The 16706-nt window shown below is 70.4% G+C and carries 17 protein-coding genes; 5 read left to right on the forward strand and 12 right to left on the reverse strand.

Translation table 11 applies throughout. The annotated features are described in order from the left end of the window. Positions 1-5 precede the first annotated feature (5 nt). Positions 6-773 carry a DUF1206 domain-containing protein gene (locus tag ABD235_RS15700; RefSeq protein WP_344174831.1) on the reverse strand — a complete coding sequence of 256 codons (768 nt, stop codon included), beginning with the start codon at positions 771-773 and terminating at the stop codon, positions 6-8. Between the two features lie 64 nt (positions 774-837). Further along, on the reverse strand, positions 838-1836 hold the full coding sequence (locus tag ABD235_RS15705; protein ID WP_344174834.1) for a stage II sporulation protein M: 999 nt from the start codon (positions 1834-1836) through the stop codon (positions 838-840). 110 nt (positions 1837-1946) lie between these two features. On the opposite strand from ABD235_RS15705, the gene ABD235_RS15710 reads away from it, so the two are divergent. Continuing rightward, on the forward strand, positions 1947-2918 hold the full coding sequence (locus tag ABD235_RS15710) for an RDD family protein (RefSeq protein WP_344174836.1): 972 nt from the start codon (positions 1947-1949) through the stop codon (positions 2916-2918). 120 nt (positions 2919-3038) lie between these two features. Then, positions 3039-3497: a hypothetical protein gene (locus ABD235_RS15715; protein ID WP_344174838.1), complete on the forward strand. Its 459-nt coding sequence runs from the start codon at positions 3039-3041 to the stop codon at positions 3495-3497. Here the strand turns inward: ABD235_RS15715 and ABD235_RS15720 are convergent, their stop codons facing one another. Then, positions 3498-4034, reverse strand: coding sequence for a dihydrofolate reductase family protein (locus ABD235_RS15720; protein WP_344174841.1), 537 nt, complete (start codon positions 4032-4034; stop codon positions 3498-3500). Positions 4035-4163: 129 nt separating this feature from the next. Beyond that, the gene (locus ABD235_RS15725) at positions 4164-4694 is read right to left on the reverse strand and encodes a helix-turn-helix domain-containing protein (RefSeq protein WP_344174842.1); all 531 of its coding nucleotides are present in this window, start codon (positions 4692-4694) and stop codon (positions 4164-4166) included. An 84-nt stretch (positions 4695-4778) separates the two neighbouring features. Between ABD235_RS15725 and ABD235_RS15730 the strand changes: the two genes are divergently transcribed. Then, the gene (locus ABD235_RS15730; RefSeq protein ID WP_344174843.1) at positions 4779-6749 is read left to right on the forward strand and encodes a vWA domain-containing protein; all 1971 of its coding nucleotides are present in this window, start codon (positions 4779-4781) and stop codon (positions 6747-6749) included. Here the strand turns inward: ABD235_RS15730 and ABD235_RS15735 are convergent. After that, the gene (locus tag ABD235_RS15735) at positions 6736-8070 is read right to left on the reverse strand and encodes a serine/threonine-protein kinase (protein WP_344174845.1); all 1335 of its coding nucleotides are present in this window, start codon (positions 8068-8070) and stop codon (positions 6736-6738) included. The two genes, ABD235_RS15730 and ABD235_RS15735, sit on opposite strands and share 14 nt — an antisense overlap. A gap of 145 nt (positions 8071-8215) precedes the next feature. Between ABD235_RS15735 and ABD235_RS15740 the strand changes: the two genes are divergently transcribed. Beyond that, entirely contained in the window at positions 8216-8941 is a 726-nt protein-coding gene (locus ABD235_RS15740) for a helix-turn-helix domain-containing protein (RefSeq protein WP_344174847.1), read from the forward strand. On the opposite strand, the gene ABD235_RS15745 is transcribed toward ABD235_RS15740, so the two are convergent. Both ABD235_RS15745 and ahcY read right to left on the reverse strand, forming a co-directional pair. Then, positions 8938-9351, reverse strand: a complete 414-nt coding sequence (locus ABD235_RS15745; protein ID WP_344174848.1) for a hypothetical protein — start codon at positions 9349-9351, stop codon at positions 8938-8940. The two genes, ABD235_RS15740 and ABD235_RS15745, sit on opposite strands and share 4 nt — an antisense overlap. Before the next feature lie 139 nt (positions 9352-9490). Next, positions 9491-10927 carry an adenosylhomocysteinase gene (ahcY, locus tag ABD235_RS15750; protein ID WP_344174849.1) on the reverse strand — a complete coding sequence of 479 codons (1437 nt, stop codon included), beginning with the start codon at positions 10925-10927 and terminating at the stop codon, positions 9491-9493. Between the two features lie 120 nt (positions 10928-11047). On the opposite strand from ahcY, the gene ABD235_RS15755 reads away from it, so the two are divergent. Then, positions 11048-11416: a MerR family transcriptional regulator gene (locus tag ABD235_RS15755; RefSeq protein WP_344174850.1), complete on the forward strand. Its 369-nt coding sequence runs from the start codon at positions 11048-11050 to the stop codon at positions 11414-11416. A gap of 49 nt (positions 11417-11465) precedes the next feature. Here the strand turns inward: ABD235_RS15755 and ABD235_RS15760 are convergent, their stop codons facing one another. The 5 genes from ABD235_RS15760 to ABD235_RS15780 form a co-directional block, all read right to left on the reverse strand. Continuing rightward, complete coding sequence (locus tag ABD235_RS15760; protein ID WP_344174851.1) at positions 11466-12425, reverse strand: cation diffusion facilitator family transporter; 960 nt, start codon at positions 12423-12425, stop codon at positions 11466-11468. 40 nt (positions 12426-12465) lie between these two features. Next, a complete protein-coding gene (manA, locus tag ABD235_RS15765) occupies positions 12466-13797 on the reverse strand; it encodes a mannose-6-phosphate isomerase, class I (RefSeq protein ID WP_344174852.1) in 1332 nt (443 codons plus the stop codon). A gap of 165 nt (positions 13798-13962) precedes the next feature. After that, complete coding sequence (locus ABD235_RS15770) at positions 13963-15039, reverse strand: SIS domain-containing protein (RefSeq protein WP_344174853.1); 1077 nt, start codon at positions 15037-15039, stop codon at positions 13963-13965. After that, complete coding sequence (locus ABD235_RS15775; RefSeq protein ID WP_363676617.1) at positions 15039-15236, reverse strand: Trm112 family protein; 198 nt, start codon at positions 15234-15236, stop codon at positions 15039-15041. The genes ABD235_RS15770 and ABD235_RS15775 overlap by 1 nt, the downstream gene beginning before the upstream one ends. Next, positions 15236-16624 carry a phosphomannomutase/phosphoglucomutase gene (locus ABD235_RS15780; protein WP_344174854.1) on the reverse strand — a complete coding sequence of 463 codons (1389 nt, stop codon included), beginning with the start codon at positions 16622-16624 and terminating at the stop codon, positions 15236-15238. The genes ABD235_RS15775 and ABD235_RS15780 overlap by 1 nt, the downstream gene beginning before the upstream one ends. Positions 16625-16706 lie beyond the last annotated feature (82 nt).

A 16706-nucleotide genomic window follows, 5' to 3' on the forward strand; every position in this document is an offset into this window, starting at 1 on the left:
GGCCTTCAGTGCCTGGCGTTGCGGGACCAGCTGAAGCAGTAGACGCCGAAGCACGCCAGGCCGAGGGCCATGATCGTCAGCAGGACCGTCCCGAACGGCTGGTCCTTGATCGTGCGCATCGCGGTGTCGAGCCCACCGGCCTTGCTCGGGTCGTAGTCGATGGCGGCCCAGGCGAACAGCGCGCCGACGATGAAGAACGCGACGCCCTTGGCGGCGTACCCGACGCGGCCGAGCCGGATCGTGGTCCTGGAGACCCCACCGACCAGGTCCTCGGTGAACTTCGTCTTGTACGCCTTGTACAGCTGGCGAACGCCGACGCCGACGATGACGAGTCCGATCAGAACGACGAGCACGCGACCGGCACCGTTCTCCATCAGCTTGGCGGTCATCGACTGCTGGCCGCTCTTGCCCGATCCACCCGATCCGACGGCGACCCTGACGGCGCTGATCCCGAGGAACAGGTACATCGCGAGCCGGCCACCGGAGGAGACCTTCTTCTCGGTGTCCAAGTGACCGTAGGCCAGCTCGAGTGCCTTCCAGATCACCAGCGCGAACAGTCCCAGCGCGACGACCCACAGCAACACCGTGCCGAGCGGCTTGTCGGCGAGCTCCTGCAGCGCGCCCTGCTGGGACGCTTCCTCTGACGACTTGCCCCAGGCGAGCTGGAGCGCGATCCACGCGACCAGCAGGTACACGACGCCGTACGCGATCAAGCCAACGGTGATGGCGTAGTCGTACACCTTGCTGTTCTGGGCCTGACTGGCGGTTCTCATCCTGCTCCTCACGACGCGGGCGGAGGTTCCCCGTCCTCAGGACCACGTACCCAGTCGCAAACGATCAGGCCGACACCGGCGCGCTCGCCTCGCGGTCGACTTCCTCGACGTCGCCGTACTCACCGGCCCGTACGGCGCGCCGCCCGAGCGTCCACACGTAGACGAAGAACGCGACCTCGACGACGACCCCGATCCCGACCCGGACGGCGGTCGGCAGCGGCGACGGCGTCACGAAGGCTTCGATCATGCCGGTGATCAGCAGGATCACCGCCAGGCCGATCGCCATCCCGACCGTCGCGCGACCGGTCTGCGCCAGTGCTTGCATGCGGGTCCGCGGGCCGGGCGCGATCCAGGACCAGCCGAGGCGGAGCCCGGCGGCCGAGGCGACGAACACCGCGGTCAGCTCGAGCAGGCCGTGCGGCGTGATCAGGCCGAAGAAGACGTCGCCCTTGTCGTGCCCGATCATGATGCCCGCGGCGACGCCCAGGTTGGTCGCGTTGCTCCACAGCACGAACGCGACCGGGACGATCAGGACGCCGATCGCGAGCACCGCCGCGCAGATCGTCGCGTTGTTGATCCAGACCCGCAGCGCGAAGTCCTGCGCCGGGTTCTCGGAGTAGTACGACGCGAAGTCCTTGTCGACCATCTGCTGGATCGCCTCCGGCGGCGCGAGCGAGCCCAGCACCTCCGGGTTGACCAGGATCCGCCACGCGACCCAGGCGGCAACCAGGTAGAACAGCAGTCCGATGGTGAGCCACCAGCGCCGCGACACGTAGAGCGCCGCGGGGAAGCTGACCAGGAAGTACCGGGAGATGTCGCGCCAGACAGGAGCCTGCGCACCGGTCACCGCACCGCGCGCGTCGGCGATCAGGCCGGACAGGCGACCGACCGTCACCGGGTCGGCACCGGCTGCTCGCAGCGCGGCCATGTGAGTGCCGACGCGCTGGTAGAGCTGCACCAGCTCCTCGGCCTCCGCACCGGTCAACCGGCGCTGACGGCGAGTGAGCAGCGCCAGGCGGTCCCACTGCGGCTGGTGGACCGACACGTACGCCTCGACGTCCATCCCCCCGCCTTTCCGGTCGTTCTGCCCTCGTCGAGTGTCGCGCATTCCGGGGTCGAATGACCTGGGATGGGCGACACTAGCTGTCTCGGGAGTTGTGGGAGGGGGCGAGGGTGGCTCAGCTGGTCACGGGGGAAGCGGTTGTCCTCCAGGTGCGGATCGCCCGGATGCCGACCCGGGCGCTGGCGTGCGCGATCGACTTCACGCTGCAGGTGATCGTGCTGGTGATCCTGTTCCTGACGCTGTTCGGGTTCCTGCTCGGTGGGGCGAGCGAGGCGCTCGGCGCCGCGCTGGTGTTCGTCGTCCTGCTGCTCGTCCTGGTCGGCTACCGGGTCGTGATGGAGACGCTGACCCGCGGCAGGACGATCGGCAAGATGCTGCTCGGGCTGCGCGTGGTCCGCGACGACGGCAGCTCGATCCGGTTCCGGCACGCGCTGGTGCGGTCGCTGCTGTGGATCTTCGTCGACTTCGCGCCGTGGTTCGCGGCCGGGCCGGGGATCGTCGCGAGCCTGATGAACAAGCAGGGCAAGCGGATCGGCGACATGGTCGCCGGCACGGTCGTCATTCGTGAACGCCACCAGCCGATGGCGTCCCCGCCGCTGTTCGTCCCCGGGCACCTCGTCCAGTGGGCGCAGTCTCTGGAGCTCTCGCGCCTCTCGGACGACCTCGCCAACACGTCGCGTGAGTACCTGGCCCGCTACAGGGAGCTGGAGCCCGCGGCGCAGATCGCACTCGGCGACGCCCTGGCCTTCAAGGTCGGCGGCCTCACCGCCCCCGGGCCGCCCGTGCCGATCAGCTCCCCGGCGTTCCTCTCCGCAGTACTGGCCGAACGGCGCCGCCGCGAGCTCGAACGCCTCGCCGCGCACCGCCCATCGGCCCACACCGGGCCGTTCGCGCCGCCCAGTCCGTACACCCAGCAACCACTCCCGTACGGCGGACCGCCGGCCTACCGGCCCGGGCCACTCGCACCTCCTCCCCCTCCTCTCCTCCCTCCGGTCCCGGCCGAGCCGGGCCCCCGGCAGGAGCAGGTGAACCCCCAGGGCTGGCACGCCCCTGGCAGCGGAGAATCCAGCCAGTGGTTCTAGTCTTGCGACCATGTCGCAGCTAGCAGTTGACTGGACCGGTTGGCTCCAGCGGACCGCCGGCTTCGCCGAGGTTGCCGTCCTTGGCCAGGTCGCCGACAAGCACCTGTTCGCCGCGATCCGATGAGCGGCGAAGGCTACGACCTGCTCTCGTCACGCGCCGTCGGGACGCCGGACCTCCGGTCGTTCCTGCTCGACACCTTCGCGGTCCCCGAGGCCGACCTGTTCGTCGCTCCCGCCGACCGCGTCGACGCCGAGCTCCGCGACGTACCGCAGGACCTCGTGTTCGCGACCTTCTGCACCTTCGAACCCGTCGAGGGCCACTTCGCCACCACGCTCACCGTCGGCGTCGACACCAACCGAGCCCGCCCGATCGACCACGCGGAGTTCGCCACCCGTTTCGCCCAGCACTTCCAGGCGATGGTCCTGTACGGCGACAACGAGCCGGCCGGCCTGTGGACGGTCGTCCTGGCCGACGGCACCCGTCTCCTCGCCACCCTCGACGAGGCCGACGACCACTACACGCTCACGACGGCAACAGCCCGCATCCCCGGCCTCCCCGAGGTCGGCGTCACGCCGTGATTACCGGCGTACCCGGTACCGCAGATGCGTGGCCTCGGGAGTGTCGATCACGCGAACGATCTCGAGCTCGATCTCACTCGGCAGTACGTCGAACAACCGGTGCCCCCCGCCGAGCAGCACGGGAATCTGGTGCACCTGGATCTCGTCCAGTACGCCGGCCTCGAGCGCGCGCTGCCCGGTGTACCCGCCCCGCACCTGCACGTTCTTGCCGCCGGCCGCGGCCTTCGCCTGCTCCATCGCGCTGACGATCCCCTCCCGGACGTAGGTCACCAGCGGATACCCCCAGCGCGCGGCAGGACTCGGCGGCCGATGACTCGGCACGAAGATCGGCGCGCCGTTGTGGGAACCGCCCCAGTGATCCATCAGCTCGGCGGTCCGCCGCCCGGCAACCACCGCGCCGCAGGCGCTCCACTCGTCGAGGAACTTCCCCTCCGGCCAGTTGTGCAGCCGGTGGTCGTCCTCACCACCGAGGTAGTCGTCGAGATCGGCGATGTACCCGTCGAGGGACACCGACATGTCGAGCACGGACGACGCCATGGCAAAGCTCCTCTCGTCCGGCGCGGAAGCGCCGCTGACGCTCCCAGCCTGTGGCCTGACCGCCGGCCACTGAAGATCCAATCCGCGAGCGCGGCACTGGACCACTTGCCTCGCCGTTGCGGTGGGCAACTACCTGCGGGCGGTGAGCTTCGCGTAGTACGCCCGGGCGTCCTGCGTGCGGCCGGCGCCCAGCACGCGCAGCGCCTCGGCCAGCTCTGGGTAGGGCTCGTCGAGCAGCTTCGCCGCCCCTTCCAGCTCGGAGGCCGACGCGAGATCGCGCAGCAGCGACTGGATGACCGCCACGGGATCGGTCGCCCCCTGGCGGCCTTCGCGGCCCGGATCGACCGTGAGCGTCGTCTGCTTCGCCGCGCGCACTTCGTCCAGTCGCCGCTCTCGCTCGGTCGCCGGAGTTGCGTCCCACCCCGGCTCGGCGACCATCGCCTCGAGCCGCAGCACCCGCGACAGGACCGCGGGGTTGCTGATCTTGGCCCGCTGCCCGGACATCAGCTGTGACAGCATCGGCGCCGACAGGCCGAGGACGCCGGCGAGCTGGGCCTGCGACAGGGCGAGCCGGTCGAGCAACCGCCGGAAGCGGGCACCCAGCGGTTCGCCGTACCACTGCTGCTGGAGCTCGAGGTTGCGCTCGTGCGCGTCGCTCACCACACCTCCGGATTAGTGTTTGCAAATTGCGAATGCAAACGGTAAGTTCTTCCTCGTGACCGCCCGCATCCCCTGGAGAGCCTCATGATACGACGGACCGCCGCCCTCGCGACGCTGACCGCCCTGGCCGCCGCGTTAACATTCGTGAACGCCGCGCCCGCGGCCGCCGAGGGCGAGCTGTCGCCGGTGATGGTCGTGCTCGACTCCTCCGGCTCGATGACCGCCCGCGACGCCGGCGGCAGCGGCACCCGGATGGACGCCGCCAAGCGGGCCGTCGGCTCGATGGTCGACGGGCTGCCCGCCCAGGCGCAGGTCGGCCTCGCGATCTACGGCGCGGGCACGGGGTCGAGCGGTGCGGAGAAGGCGGCCGGCTGCAAGGACGTCCGCGTCGTCCAGCCGGTCGGCGCGGTGAACAAGCCGGCCCTCAAACGCGCGGTCGCGGCGACCAAGGCCAGCGGGTACACGCCGATCGGCCAGGCCCTGCGGACGGCGGCCGCGCAGCTGCCGAAGGAGGGCCAGCGCTCGGTCGTGCTCGTCTCCGACGGCGAGGACACCTGCGCTCCGCCGCAGCCCTGCGAGGTCGCGAAGGAGCTGCACCAGCAGGGCGTCGACCTGCACGTGCACACGATCGGCTTCCGGGTCGACGCGAAGGCCCGCGCCCAGCTGGCCTGCATCGCGCAGAACACCGGCGGCACGTACCACGACGCCGCGGACGCCGACTCGCTGCTCGGCGTACTGGGCCGCGTGACCGAGCGCGCCCTGCGGCACTACGAGCCGACGGGCAAGCCGATCACCGGCACCGGCGACCCGTTCACGGCGCCGACGGTCACCCCGGGGCAGTACCTGGACACCATCGACCCGGTCGAGGAACGCTTCTACGCCGCCGACCTGAAGGCCGGCGAAACGGCGTACTTCGCGGCCACCACGGTCTTCCCGCGCGGCAACCCGCGCAGCATCGAGGTGCTCGACATCAGGATCACCGGCCCGAACGGCGCCGACTGCTACGAGCGGCAGCGCGAGCTGAACACCCGGGCCAAGGACGGCGGCTCGCTGACCACGCTGCTCAGCTGGAACGGCACGGTCGCCGGATCGTCGAAGACGAAGGCCTGCAGCGTGCCGGGCAAGTACGTGTTCCGCGTGACCCGCGACGCCCGTGACGGTGGCACCGACCGGGTCCCGGTCGAGCTGCAGCTGCGGATCGAGCCGCCGGTCACCGGCAGCCTCGGTGAGCCGGCGCAGACCAGCCTGGTCGACTTCGCGCAGCCGCCGGCCGGTGGGGTCCGCGCAGTGCGCGGCGGCGGGTCGTTCAACGAGGCGACGACGCTCGGCGGACCCGGCCGGTACGGCGAGACGATCTACTACGGCGAGCAGCTGTTCTACCGGGTCAAGCTGGACTGGGGTCAGGGCCTGGCGTACCGGGTCACCTTCGGCGGACGGCCGGACGGCGCGACGGCGAACATCCGGACCGGGCTGTTCAGCCCGGTGCGGGCGGAGATCAAGTTCGACACCACGGCGTACACGGGCAGCACCAAGGTCCTCCCGACCAACGGGAAGCCGATCGCGACCCCGCGCGCGGTCTACCTGAACCGCAACGCGAACAACTCCGACCTCCGCAAGGCGAGCGTCGACGGCTGGTACTACATCGTCGCCGGCCTCGGCGTGGCCTTCGGAGACGCCCCTGCCGGCGGTGTCCCGCTCACCATCGACGTCGCCGTCGCGGGTGACAAGATCGCCGGGCCCGAGTACGGCGTCTCCTCCGGCGAGACTCCCACCGAGACGCCGTCGGCCACCCCGACGTCCACCGAGCCCACCCCGTCGTCGAGCACGACTGCCGAGGTCACGCCGCCGAGCCCGCCGTCGGACTCGTCCAACCTCCCGTGGATCATCGCCGGTGCTTCTCTCCTCGTCGCCCTGGCGGTCATCCTCGCGACCGTGCTCCTCCGTCGCCGCAAGCCCGCAGCGCCGCCGACGTACCCGCAGAACCCTGGCTATCCTCGGCCCCCGGCCGGGCCCGGTGGCCAGCCTCCCTACGGCAACGGCCCTAACCGGCCTTGATCCACCGATAGGTCTTCCCCTGCTGGCGGCACTCAACCCGGGTGCCGTCAGCAGTCGTCTCCACGCTCCCGGCCTCCTGCCAGCCACACGCTGCACCCACGGTCACCGCGGCATTGGGCACCCGAGTCACCGGCCCGGTCGGCACCACCGGCGGCGTCTCCGACGGAGTCCGGCTGGGCGTCGGAGTCGGACCGACCGAAGAATCCCCCGACGAAGGTGTCCCCCGGTGGGGTCGCGCCTCCAGCAACAACCCGCCTCCAACACCCGCCACCACCAACACCCCCACAACTCCAACCAGCACCCGCCGCCGCCCCAGCTTCGACCAAGCAGCTCGACTCAGCCCGGCGCCGGTGGCTCCGCCTGGTATGGCCTCTGGGCTGTCGGTGGTTCGTGGGATTAGCGCAGCAACTGTTGGGCGAGGTGGGGTCTGGCTGTGCTCGGCGTCAGCAGGCGACTGGGCCGGTGTGACAGCTACGAGGTGCTTGTAGGCGGCAGGGACAGCGGGCAGGTGGTCGAAGACCTCGATGGGCTCCTGGTCCGGGGTGCGGGCTGGGGTTTCGAGTGGGTCGGCGAGGAGTGGAGCGAGGGCAGCCAGGGCTGACTCGGCGGAAGGACGGTCGGCGGGGTCGGCTGCCAGGAGGGGCTTGACCAGATCCCACACCGGGGTGGGATTGGCAGGTGTGGGGAGCGGGTGCGTCGTGGGCGGCTCCTCGCCGGTCAGCAGCTGCCAGGCGGTGACACCCACGGCGTACAGGTCTTGTGCGACGGCAGGCGGTGAGCCGGCGAGGGTTTCTGGGGCGAGATAGCCGGGCGTCCCGATCAGGGCGCCTTGGTGGGTGAGGCGCGGTTCGCCCAACGACAGGGCGATGCCGAAGTCGCTCAGGCGGAGTACGGGCGGGTTGGTGCCGGTGGCTTCGAGCAGCAGGTTGGCGGGCTTGATGTCGCGGTGGACCAGCCCGGCGGCGTGCACCTGGACCAGAGCACCGAGGAGCTGAGCGAGAAGCTCGGCGGCGTACCGGTCCGGGAGCGGACCGAAGTCGGCGAGGAGGTTGCTGACGGCACCTCCACCGACGAGGTCCATCGCGAGCAGCGCCTGGTCGTCGTCGGCGGCCCAGCTGTACGGGCTGAGGATGTTCGGGTGGTCGAGCCGCACACCCTGCTCGCGGACGAAGCGCAGCAGCGCGCCGGCATGCCGCTGGCGCAGCACCTTGGCCGCGCACAGCCGCTCCAGCCGGCGATCCCACGCCCGCCAGACCGCCCCGGTCCCACCGGCCCCGATCGGGTCGATCAGCTCGAACCGTCCGGCGAACACGTCCGCCACCAGCGGTCCTCCTCTCACCCGGTCCGCCATACCTTGCCAGGCGCCCGGGGTCCCGAGCCAGCGAGGCTCATGGAGCCGCTGAGCCGAAGCGCCCGCAGCCCGGTCGCGGACGGCGAGTGTCGGTGGCACAGGGAAGACTGCTCAGGTGGAATTCCCCGAGGCGCTCCGAGCAGTCCGGCGCGGTCGACGGCTCAGCCAACTCGAGCTCGCGCTGCGGTCCGGCACCACGCAGCGGCACCTGAGCTTCCTCGAGTCCGGGCGTTCGCAGCCTGGTCGCGGCCTGGTGGTCAGGCTGGGTGAGTCGATGGAGCTGTCGCTGCGGGAACGCAACGAGCTGCTGCTGGCCGCCGGATTCGCTCCGGTCTATCCGCGCACGAGCCTCGACGACCCGGCACTGGCCCATGTCCACACGGCATTGCGGCATCTGCTGACCGGACACCTGCCGTTCCCCGCGATCGTCGTCGACGCCGACCATGTGCTCCTGCTGGCGAACGACGCGTTCGGTCTGCTCACCGAAGGCGTCGCGCCGTACCTGCTGGAGCCTCCGGTCAACGTCCTGCGCCTGTCCCTGCACCCCGACGGACTGGCCCCGCGCATCCTCAACCTCGGCCACTGGGCCCAGCACATCCTCGACCGGCTCGCGCCCGGCGCGCTGCGCGACGAGCTGACCGGCTACGTCCCCGCGGTCGAGGTGCGACCGGACCACCTCGGATTCGCCGCGCCGTTGCGGCTGAAGACCGACCAGGGCGAGCTCCGGCTGACCACCACCATCACGTCGTTCGCGACGGCACTGGACGTGACCGTGGCGGAGCTGAAGCTGGAGGCGTTCCTGCCGGCCGACGCGGCGACCGCCGCCCTGCTCGCCGGCTAGCCCGGGAACATGTAGTCGGTGACGATCCGGTCCTCGTCGTCGAGCACCAGCACCTCCAGTCCGCCGCCGACCACCTCGCCGGTGGCGCCCGACACCGTGTCCCAACCGAACTTCACCACGTTGTTCAGCCGGACCGCGTCCTCCCGTGGCCGGAACGAAAACTCTCCACTGGCCACGAACCGCGTGTAGCTGTGCGCCACCCTGGCCTCGATCGCCGCGTGGCCGTGCGCTTCCAGCGGACTCGGGGCGAACCCGAGGTCCGCCGCCGTCTGCCGGATCTCCTGCGGCGCCTCGAGCACGTGCGCGCCGCCGTCGGCCCAGAGTTCGCGGATCAGCCGGCGGCGCAGCTCGGCGTCCGGCTCGCACCACAACCCGACGTACTGGCCGGCGAGCTCGCGATGGTCTTTCATCGGTACTCCTTCTCGGTGGTCTCGGTAGACCACCGATCCTCCGGCCGCACGACGAGGCCGGCAATTCCCGCCAGGGAATGGCGAAGGCGCCCCACCGCACAGCGGTGAGGCGCCTCGGCGCAGGACTACCGAAGGGAACTCAGTAGCGGTAGTGGTCCGACTTGTACGGGCCCTCGACCGGGAGGCCCAGGTACTCGGCCTGCTCCTTGGTGAGCTCGGTGAGCTTCACGCCGAGCGCGTCGAGGTGCAGGCGGGCGACCATCTCGTCGAGGTGCTTGGGCAGCACGTAGACGTCGGTCGGGTACTCGGCGGTCTTCACGAACAGCTCGATCTGCGCCAGCACCTGGTTGGTGAAGGAGTTCGACATCACGAACGACGGGTGCCCGGTCGCGTTGCCGAGGTTCAGCAGCCGGCCCTCGGACAGGATGATGACCGTGTGGCCGTCGGCGAAGCGGAACTCGTCGACCTGCGGCTTGATCGTGACCCGCTCGACGCCCGGGGTCTTGTACAGGCCGGCCATGTCGATCTCGTTGTCGAAGTGGCCGATGTTGCCGACGATGGCCTGGTGCTTCATCTGCGCCATGTGGTCGGCGGTGATGACGTCCTTGTTGCCGGTCGTGGTGACGAAGATGTCGGCGATCCCGACGACGTCCTCGATCGTGGTGACCTGGTAGCCGTCCATCGCGGCCTGCAGCGCGCAGATCGGGTCGATCTCGGTCACGATGACCCGAGCGCCCTGGCCGCGCAGCGACTCCGCACAGCCCTTGCCGACGTCACCGTAGCCGCACACGACGGCGACCTTGCCGCCGATCAGGACGTCGGTGGCGCGGTTGATGCCGTCGATCAGCGAGTGGCGGCAGCCGTACTTGTTGTCGAACTTCGACTTGGTGACCGAGTCGTTGACGTTGATCGCCGGGAACAGCAGCGAGCCGGCCTTGTGCATCTCGTACAGCCGGTGCACGCCGGTGGTGGTCTCCTCGGTGACACCCTTGATGCCCTGGCCGATGGTCGTCCACAGCTGCGGGTCCTCGGTCAGCGTGCGGCCGAGCAGCTTCAGCACGACGGCGAACTCCTCGGACTCCGCGGTCGACGGGTCCGGCACGGCGCCGGCCTTCTCGAACTCGGTGCCCTTGTGGACCAGCATGGTCGCGTCGCCACCGTCGTCGAGGATCATGTTCGGACCCTCACCGCCCGGCCACTTCAGCGCCTGCTCGGTGCACCACCAGTACTCCTCCAGCGTCTCGCCCTTCCAGGCGAAGACGGGGACACCGGCGGGAGCGTCGGCCGAGCCGTCCGGGCCGACGACGACCGCGGCGGCCGCGTGGTCCTGGGTGGAGAAGATGTTGCAGGAAACCCAGCGCACCTCCGCACCGAGCGCCGTCAGCGTCTCGATCAGCACGGCGGTCTGGATGGTCATGTGCAGCGAGCCCATGATCTTCGCGCCGGCCAGCGGCTTGCTCTCGCCGTACTGGGCGCGCATCGCCATCAGACCCGGCATCTCGTGCTCGGCGAGCCGGATCTCCTTGCGACCGAACTCGGCCAGTCCGAGGTCTGCCACCTTGTAGTCGAACGTCATGCGGTGCCGCTCCCTGAGGGTGTCGGTTGGTGAAGTCTTCGCCGACGAGGCTAGCGGTAAGCGCGGGCGGCGTGCCGTACCGAGTGGGCGTTCCTGACAGCTAAATGTCAAGATATCGTCATGCGCATCACCGAGGCCGCCAAACTGCTGGGGACCACCGCCCGGATGCTCCGCTACCGCGAGACCCTCGGCCTGCTCCCCCGCACCCGCACCAGCCGCACGGCCCAGCGCCAGTACGACGACCGCGACCTCGCCGCCGTCAAGCTCGCCCTCGAACTGGAACACCGGTACGACGTGACGCCGGCCGCCCTCGCCTTCGCCCTCAAGGCGCTGGCCGAGCCCTCGGTAGCCGCCGACCTCCGCAACCTCGGCTACCGCACCGGCCGCCTCACCACACCACCCAGCCCCGCCGAGATCGACCGCGAACGAGCCCTCCGCTGGCTCGGCCGCTCCGGCGTCCTGCCCCCGCCCGCCCAACGCCCCCGCTGACAGACAGAACCGCCGGTCGCGGGGAGCGACCGGCGGTTCTGGTTGGAACTCAGTGCGAAGGTGCCTCAGGGACTGCCGGGCGCTCTTCCCGGACGTAGCCCTCGACGTAGATGTCGGGCTCCAGGTAGATGTGCTGCGACATCGGCTCGGCCTCGCGGACGGCGGCTTCGGCGGCGTTGATCGCGGCCGCGACAGCGGCGGCGTCCGAGCCGGGTTCGACGGCGACCTTGGCGGCGACCAGGACCTCTTCCGGGCCCAGGTGCAGGGTCTTGATGTGGATCAGCTTCTGGACGCCGGGAACGCCCTCGATCGCCGCGACGATCTTCTGCTGCGCCTCGCGGGTCGCGGACTCGCCGAGCAGCAGGGACTTCATCTCGATGGCCAGGAAGATCGCGACCACGACCAGCAGCGCGCCGATCGCCATCGAGCCCGCGCCGTCGAAGACACCGTTGCCGGTGGCAAGGGTCAGGACGACGCCGAGCAACGCCAGCACCAGGCCGGTCAGCGCGGCGAAGTCCTCGAGCAGGATCACCGGCAGCTCCGGCGACCGCGCGTTGCGGATGAACCGGGCCCACGACACGTGCCCGCGGACCTTGTTCGCCTCGACGATCGCGGTCCGGAACGAGAACGACTCCATGATGATCGCGGCCACCAGGACGGCGACCGGGACCCACTTCCAGTTGTCGATCCCGTGCGGGTCGTGGATCTTGTGGTAGCCCTCGTACAGCGCGAACAGTCCACCGACGCTGAACAGCACGATCGCCACGATGAACGAGTACACGTAGCGTTCCCGGCCGAAGCCGAACTGGTGCAGCTCGTCGGCCTGCCGCTTGGCCCGCTTGGCGCCGACCAGGAGCAGCACCTGGTTGCCGGCGTCGGCCAGCGAGTGGATCGCCTCGGCCAGCATCGAGGCCGACTGGGTCAGACCCCAGGCGGCGAACTTCGTGATCGCGATTCCGGTGTTCGCCAGCAGTGCCGCGACGACGGCCTTGTTACCGCCACCAGCCATGTCGGTCAGTCCTCCAGCAACTCAGGGGGGCCACAAAAGATCAGCGAGCGGACACGACGAACGCCGTGCCGGAACCACGCAGGTTACAGGGTCCCTCGGGTCCCGCGAGGAACGCGGACTGCCCACCGGACAACGCTTCGGTCTCATCGGTGCCCTCGGCACCCACCGTGACATCACCGTCCACCACAGCGACGATCCGCGCCCCTTCGGCCGGTACGACGACGGTGTCGCCGTCGAGATCCACGCGCCGTACGGCGAAGTACGGGCTGCCGGTCTCGTACGCCGTCACCCCGGGCGCGACCGCGGTTCCGTGCAGCACCGGGTCGGCCAGCGGCTCGAAGTCGATCACCGAGACCAACTCGGGAACGTCGATGTGCTTGCTGGTCAGGCCGCCCCGGAGCACGTTGTCGGAGTTGGCCATCACCTCGAACCCGGTCCCGCGCAGGTAGGCGTGCACGTTCCCCGCCGGCAGGTACACCGACTCGAACCGCTCCAGCCGCACCCGGTTGAGCAGCAGCGCGGCCAGGACACCCGGGTCGTCGGGGAAGTCAGCCGCCAGCCGCGCCAACGTCTCCGCCTCGACGAAGAACTCCCCACCAGGCCCGTCCCCAGAGGCAGGAGCCTCGCCCAGGGCGGAAGCATCGACCACACCGGATGCGCCAGCCTCGCTGGATGCGGTGGTTTGGCCGGAAGCGCCGACCGCGTCGGAGGGGGCAGCGACAGCGGATGGGCCGGCAGGCTCGGCGCCGCCGGTCGTGTGGACGCGCTCGACGTACTGCTCGCAGGCCTCACCCAGTGCGGCGACCAGAGGCCGGATCGCGTCCCGGTCGTTGCTCATGAACTCCGTGAACGCCTCGCGCAGCTTGCCGTCGCGCAACGCGGCGGTGAGGTCCTCGAGCCCCGTCGGGTCGAGCGCTTCGAGCAACGCGACCGTCCGGTCCAACGGCCGGAAGCCGACCAGCGCGTCGAACGGCTCGAGCGCGATCAGGATCTCCGGCTTCGGCCAGGAGTCCTTGTAGTTGCGGTCGGCCGCGTCCCGCGGGATCCCGGCCTCCTCGTCGCGCCGGTAGCCGTCGACGGCCTGCTCCGGCGACGGGTGCGCCTGGATCGACAACGGCTGCGCAGCGGCCAGGATCTTGGCCAGGAAGGGGAAACGGCCGTCGAACCGCTCGGCCGTCTCCTCTCCGAGAACGGATGAAGGCGCCGCCGACACCACGTCGTACAGCGACTCCCCCGACGGCAGCACCGAGGGCGCCGACTCGTGCGCGCCCATCCACAGCTCGGCCTGGGGCTTGCCGTCCGGCTCGACCCCGAGCAGCGCCGGGATCGCCGTCGGCGACCCCCACGCGTAGTCGCGAATCGTGTTGGTCAACCGAACTACCACGCCGTCACCCAAGCCTTCGTCATCACGACCTCACCCACGCCTTCACCAACGCCATCGTCACGCCGTCATCGACGCCATCACCAACGGCATCGCCACGCCGTCAGCCAGCCGTCGTCACGCCGCTACCCACGCCGTCTGCTCACAACTCCCAGCTCACCAAGCCGGGTCGACCGCCGGGTTGCCCGGAACGATCGGGGTCTCGCTCGCCTCGGTCCCGTACCGCCCCAGCCCAATACCCAGGTACGCCGCCGCGTACCGCCCGTGCTGGGTCAGCGCCGCGTACCGCGCGATGTCCGTGCCGCTCGCCTGGGTGACCACGTGCACGCGGACGTCGTTGCGCTCGGCCTTCTCCTCCAGCTGGCGGCGGTGCTCCGCGACCCCGGCGTCCTCGACGCCGTCGTCCAAGATGACCAGGCCGGGACGCAGGTCGTCCGGCTGGTCGAACGGGTCGGCGAACAGGTCACGCGGCGGCTGGTTCAGCACCGGCAGCAGGTGCCCGGCGTCGGCGGCGAGCGCCGGGCGGCCGCTGGCCAGCCGGAGCGCCTCGACGACACGACGCGCGGCCCGCGCGGCCAGGACGGACCCGCCCCAGACCAGCGGCATCGCGTCGGCCAGCATCAGCGCCAGGTCCTTGGCCGGGTTCGACGCGACGTCGTTGTTCGGCGAGCACTCGATCGCGACGTCGTCCAGCAGCGTCGCGACGGCCTTGGCGTCGACGACCGGGCCGAGCTCCATCTGGTGCAGGCCCTGCAGTACGGCGACCGCCGCGGCGAGCTGGTCGTCGGACTGCGACGGCAGGCGGATCGCGTGCCGCGAGCCGGCCGATGCCTGGGCGATGGGCGAGTCGGCCGGGCAGGCGACCATCAGGCCGCTGCCACGGCGTACGGCCTCGGAGGCCGCGGACATGGCCTCCTGGTCAGCGGCCGTGCCACCGAGCACGATCACCAGGTCGAGCGGACCGGTCCAGCCCGGAAGGCCGGGACCGGGCCAGGCCACGAACGGCACCGGACAGACCGGCTCCAGGACCGCGCGAACCAGGCGGGCGTCCCGGCCGGCGGCGACGATCGCGCGCGGGCGGAAACCGTCGGAGTCGAGCTTCGACAGCACCTCCTCGGCGGCGTCGATCTCGGCCCGGACGCGGGCTCCGGCACCGGCGAGCCGGCGCAGCAGGTGGTCGGTCGCCTCGAGGGCGGCGGGGTCGTCCAGCCGCGAGTCGTCGAAGGAGCTCATCAGTGGGTTTCGGCCTCTTTGGTCTCACGGGCTTCGTCGATCAGCAGCACGGGGATGTCGTCGCGGACCGGGTAGGCCAGCGCGCAGGCCGCGTTGGTGCAGACCAGTTCGTTCGCCTCGTCGTCCACGCGGAACTCCGACCGGCACTTCGGGCAGACCAGAATGCTCAGCAGGTCCGGGTCCAGGTTCACTGCCATCAGTTCTTCTCCTCCACCGGTGCACCGGTGATCAGGGCCAGTACTTCGTCCCGGACACGCTCCATGGTGGCGGCGTCCCCGGCCTCGACGTTCAGCCGCAGCAGCGGCTCGGTGTTGGACGCGCGGACGTTGAACCACCACTGTCCCGCGTCCACCGTCAGACCGTCCAGATGGTCAACGGTAGTCCCGTCCCGCCCGGCGTAGGTGTCCTCGATCGCGGCGACCGTGGCGGCCGCGTTCTCGACCCGACTGTTGATCTCGCCGGAGGCCACGTACCGCTCGTACTCGGCGAACAGCTCGCTGGCCGGCTTGTCCTGCTCACCGAGCGCGGCCAGCACGTGCAGCGCGGCCAGCATGCCGGTGTCCGCGCGCCAGAAGTCGCGGAAGTAGTAGTGCGCCGAGTGCTCGCCGCCGAAGACGGCGTCGGTCTCGGCCATCTGCTGCTTGATGAACGAGTGGCCGACCCGCGCCCGGACCGGCGTGCCACCGTGCTCGGTGATCAGCTCCGGCACCGCCTTGGACGTGATCAGGTTGTGGATCACCGCGGAGCCGGGGTGCTTGGCCAGCTCCCGGACGGCGACCGCGCCGGTCACCGCGCTCGGCGAGATCGGCTTGCCCAGCTCGTCGATCACGAAGCAGCGGTCGGCGTCACCGTCGAAGGCGAGCCCGAGATCCGCACCGACCTCGACGACCTTGGCCTGCAGGTCGACCAGGTTCTTCGGGTCGAGCGGGTTGGCCTCGTGGTTGGGGAAGTTGCCGTCGAGCTCGAAGTACATCGGCACGATCTCGATCGGTCCGGTGGCGAAGACGGCCGGCACGGTGTGCCCGCCCATCCCGTTGCCGGCGTCGACGACCACCTTCAGCGGCCGGCTGCCGCTCAGGTCGACCAGGTGGTTCAGGTGGTCGGCGTACGCCGTGAGCAGGTTCTTGCGGGTCACCTTGCCGGGCGCCGGGACGCTCGGGATCGGCTCGGCGACGGTCTTGGCGACCAGGTCCGCGATGTCGCGCAGCCCGGACTCCGCGCCGACCGGGGACGCGCCGGCTCGGCACATCTTGATCCCGTTGTACTTGGCCGGGTTGTGGCTCGCGGTGAACATCGCGCCGGGCAGCTGGAGCCGCCCGGAGGCGAAGTACAGCATGTCGGTCGAGGCCAGGCCGATGTCGATCACGTCGACCCCGGTACTGGCCGCGCCCTCGGCGAACGCGGCCGCCAATGCGGGGCTGGACGGACGCATGTCGTAGCCGATCACGACCGCTCCCGGACCGGCGAGCACGTCCAGTACTTCGACGAACGCGGCGCCGGTCGCCCGGGCCACCGCCTCGTCGAGCTGGTCGGGGACGACCCCGCGTACGTCGTACGCCTTGAAGATGGCAGCTACGTCAACCATGAACGGACCCTATCCGGCCCTGGGCGTGCCCTGCTCACCAGGCACGCCCAGGCTGTGGACAAGGGGGTGTCTGCCAGACACC

Source organism: Kribbella lupini (assembly GCF_039529595.1).
Taxonomy (GTDB): domain Bacteria; phylum Actinomycetota; class Actinomycetes; order Propionibacteriales; family Kribbellaceae; genus Kribbella; species Kribbella lupini.

What these genes read in the sequence shown, in the direction of transcription:
- ABD235_RS15700 (WP_344174831.1), bottom strand. Translation starts at nt 773, where the DNA reads ATGAGAACCGCCAGTCAGGCCCAGAACAGCAAGGTGTACGACTACGCC.
- ABD235_RS15705 (WP_344174834.1), bottom strand. Translation starts at nt 1,836, where the DNA reads ATGGACGTCGAGGCGTACGTGTCGGTCCACCAGCCGCAGTGGGACCGC.
- ABD235_RS15715 (WP_344174838.1), top strand. Translation starts at nt 3,039, where the DNA reads ATGAGCGGCGAAGGCTACGACCTGCTCTCGTCACGCGCCGTCGGGACG.
- ABD235_RS15720 (WP_344174841.1), bottom strand. Translation starts at nt 4,034, where the DNA reads ATGGCGTCGTCCGTGCTCGACATGTCGGTGTCCCTCGACGGGTACATC.
- ABD235_RS15730 (WP_344174843.1), top strand. Translation starts at nt 4,779, where the DNA reads ATGATACGACGGACCGCCGCCCTCGCGACGCTGACCGCCCTGGCCGCC.
- ABD235_RS15745 (WP_344174848.1), bottom strand. Translation starts at nt 9,351, where the DNA reads ATGAAAGACCATCGCGAGCTCGCCGGCCAGTACGTCGGGTTGTGGTGC.
- ahcY (WP_344174849.1), bottom strand. Translation starts at nt 10,927, where the DNA reads ATGACGTTCGACTACAAGGTGGCAGACCTCGGACTGGCCGAGTTCGGT.
- ABD235_RS15755 (WP_344174850.1), top strand. Translation starts at nt 11,048, where the DNA reads ATGCGCATCACCGAGGCCGCCAAACTGCTGGGGACCACCGCCCGGATG.
- ABD235_RS15760 (WP_344174851.1), bottom strand. Translation starts at nt 12,425, where the DNA reads ATGGCTGGTGGCGGTAACAAGGCCGTCGTCGCGGCACTGCTGGCGAAC.
- ABD235_RS15770 (WP_344174853.1), bottom strand. Translation starts at nt 15,039, where the DNA reads ATGAGCTCCTTCGACGACTCGCGGCTGGACGACCCCGCCGCCCTCGAG.
- ABD235_RS15775 (WP_363676617.1), bottom strand. Translation starts at nt 15,236, where the DNA reads ATGGCAGTGAACCTGGACCCGGACCTGCTGAGCATTCTGGTCTGCCCG.
- ABD235_RS15780 (WP_344174854.1), bottom strand. Translation starts at nt 16,624, where the DNA reads ATGGTTGACGTAGCTGCCATCTTCAAGGCGTACGACGTACGCGGGGTC.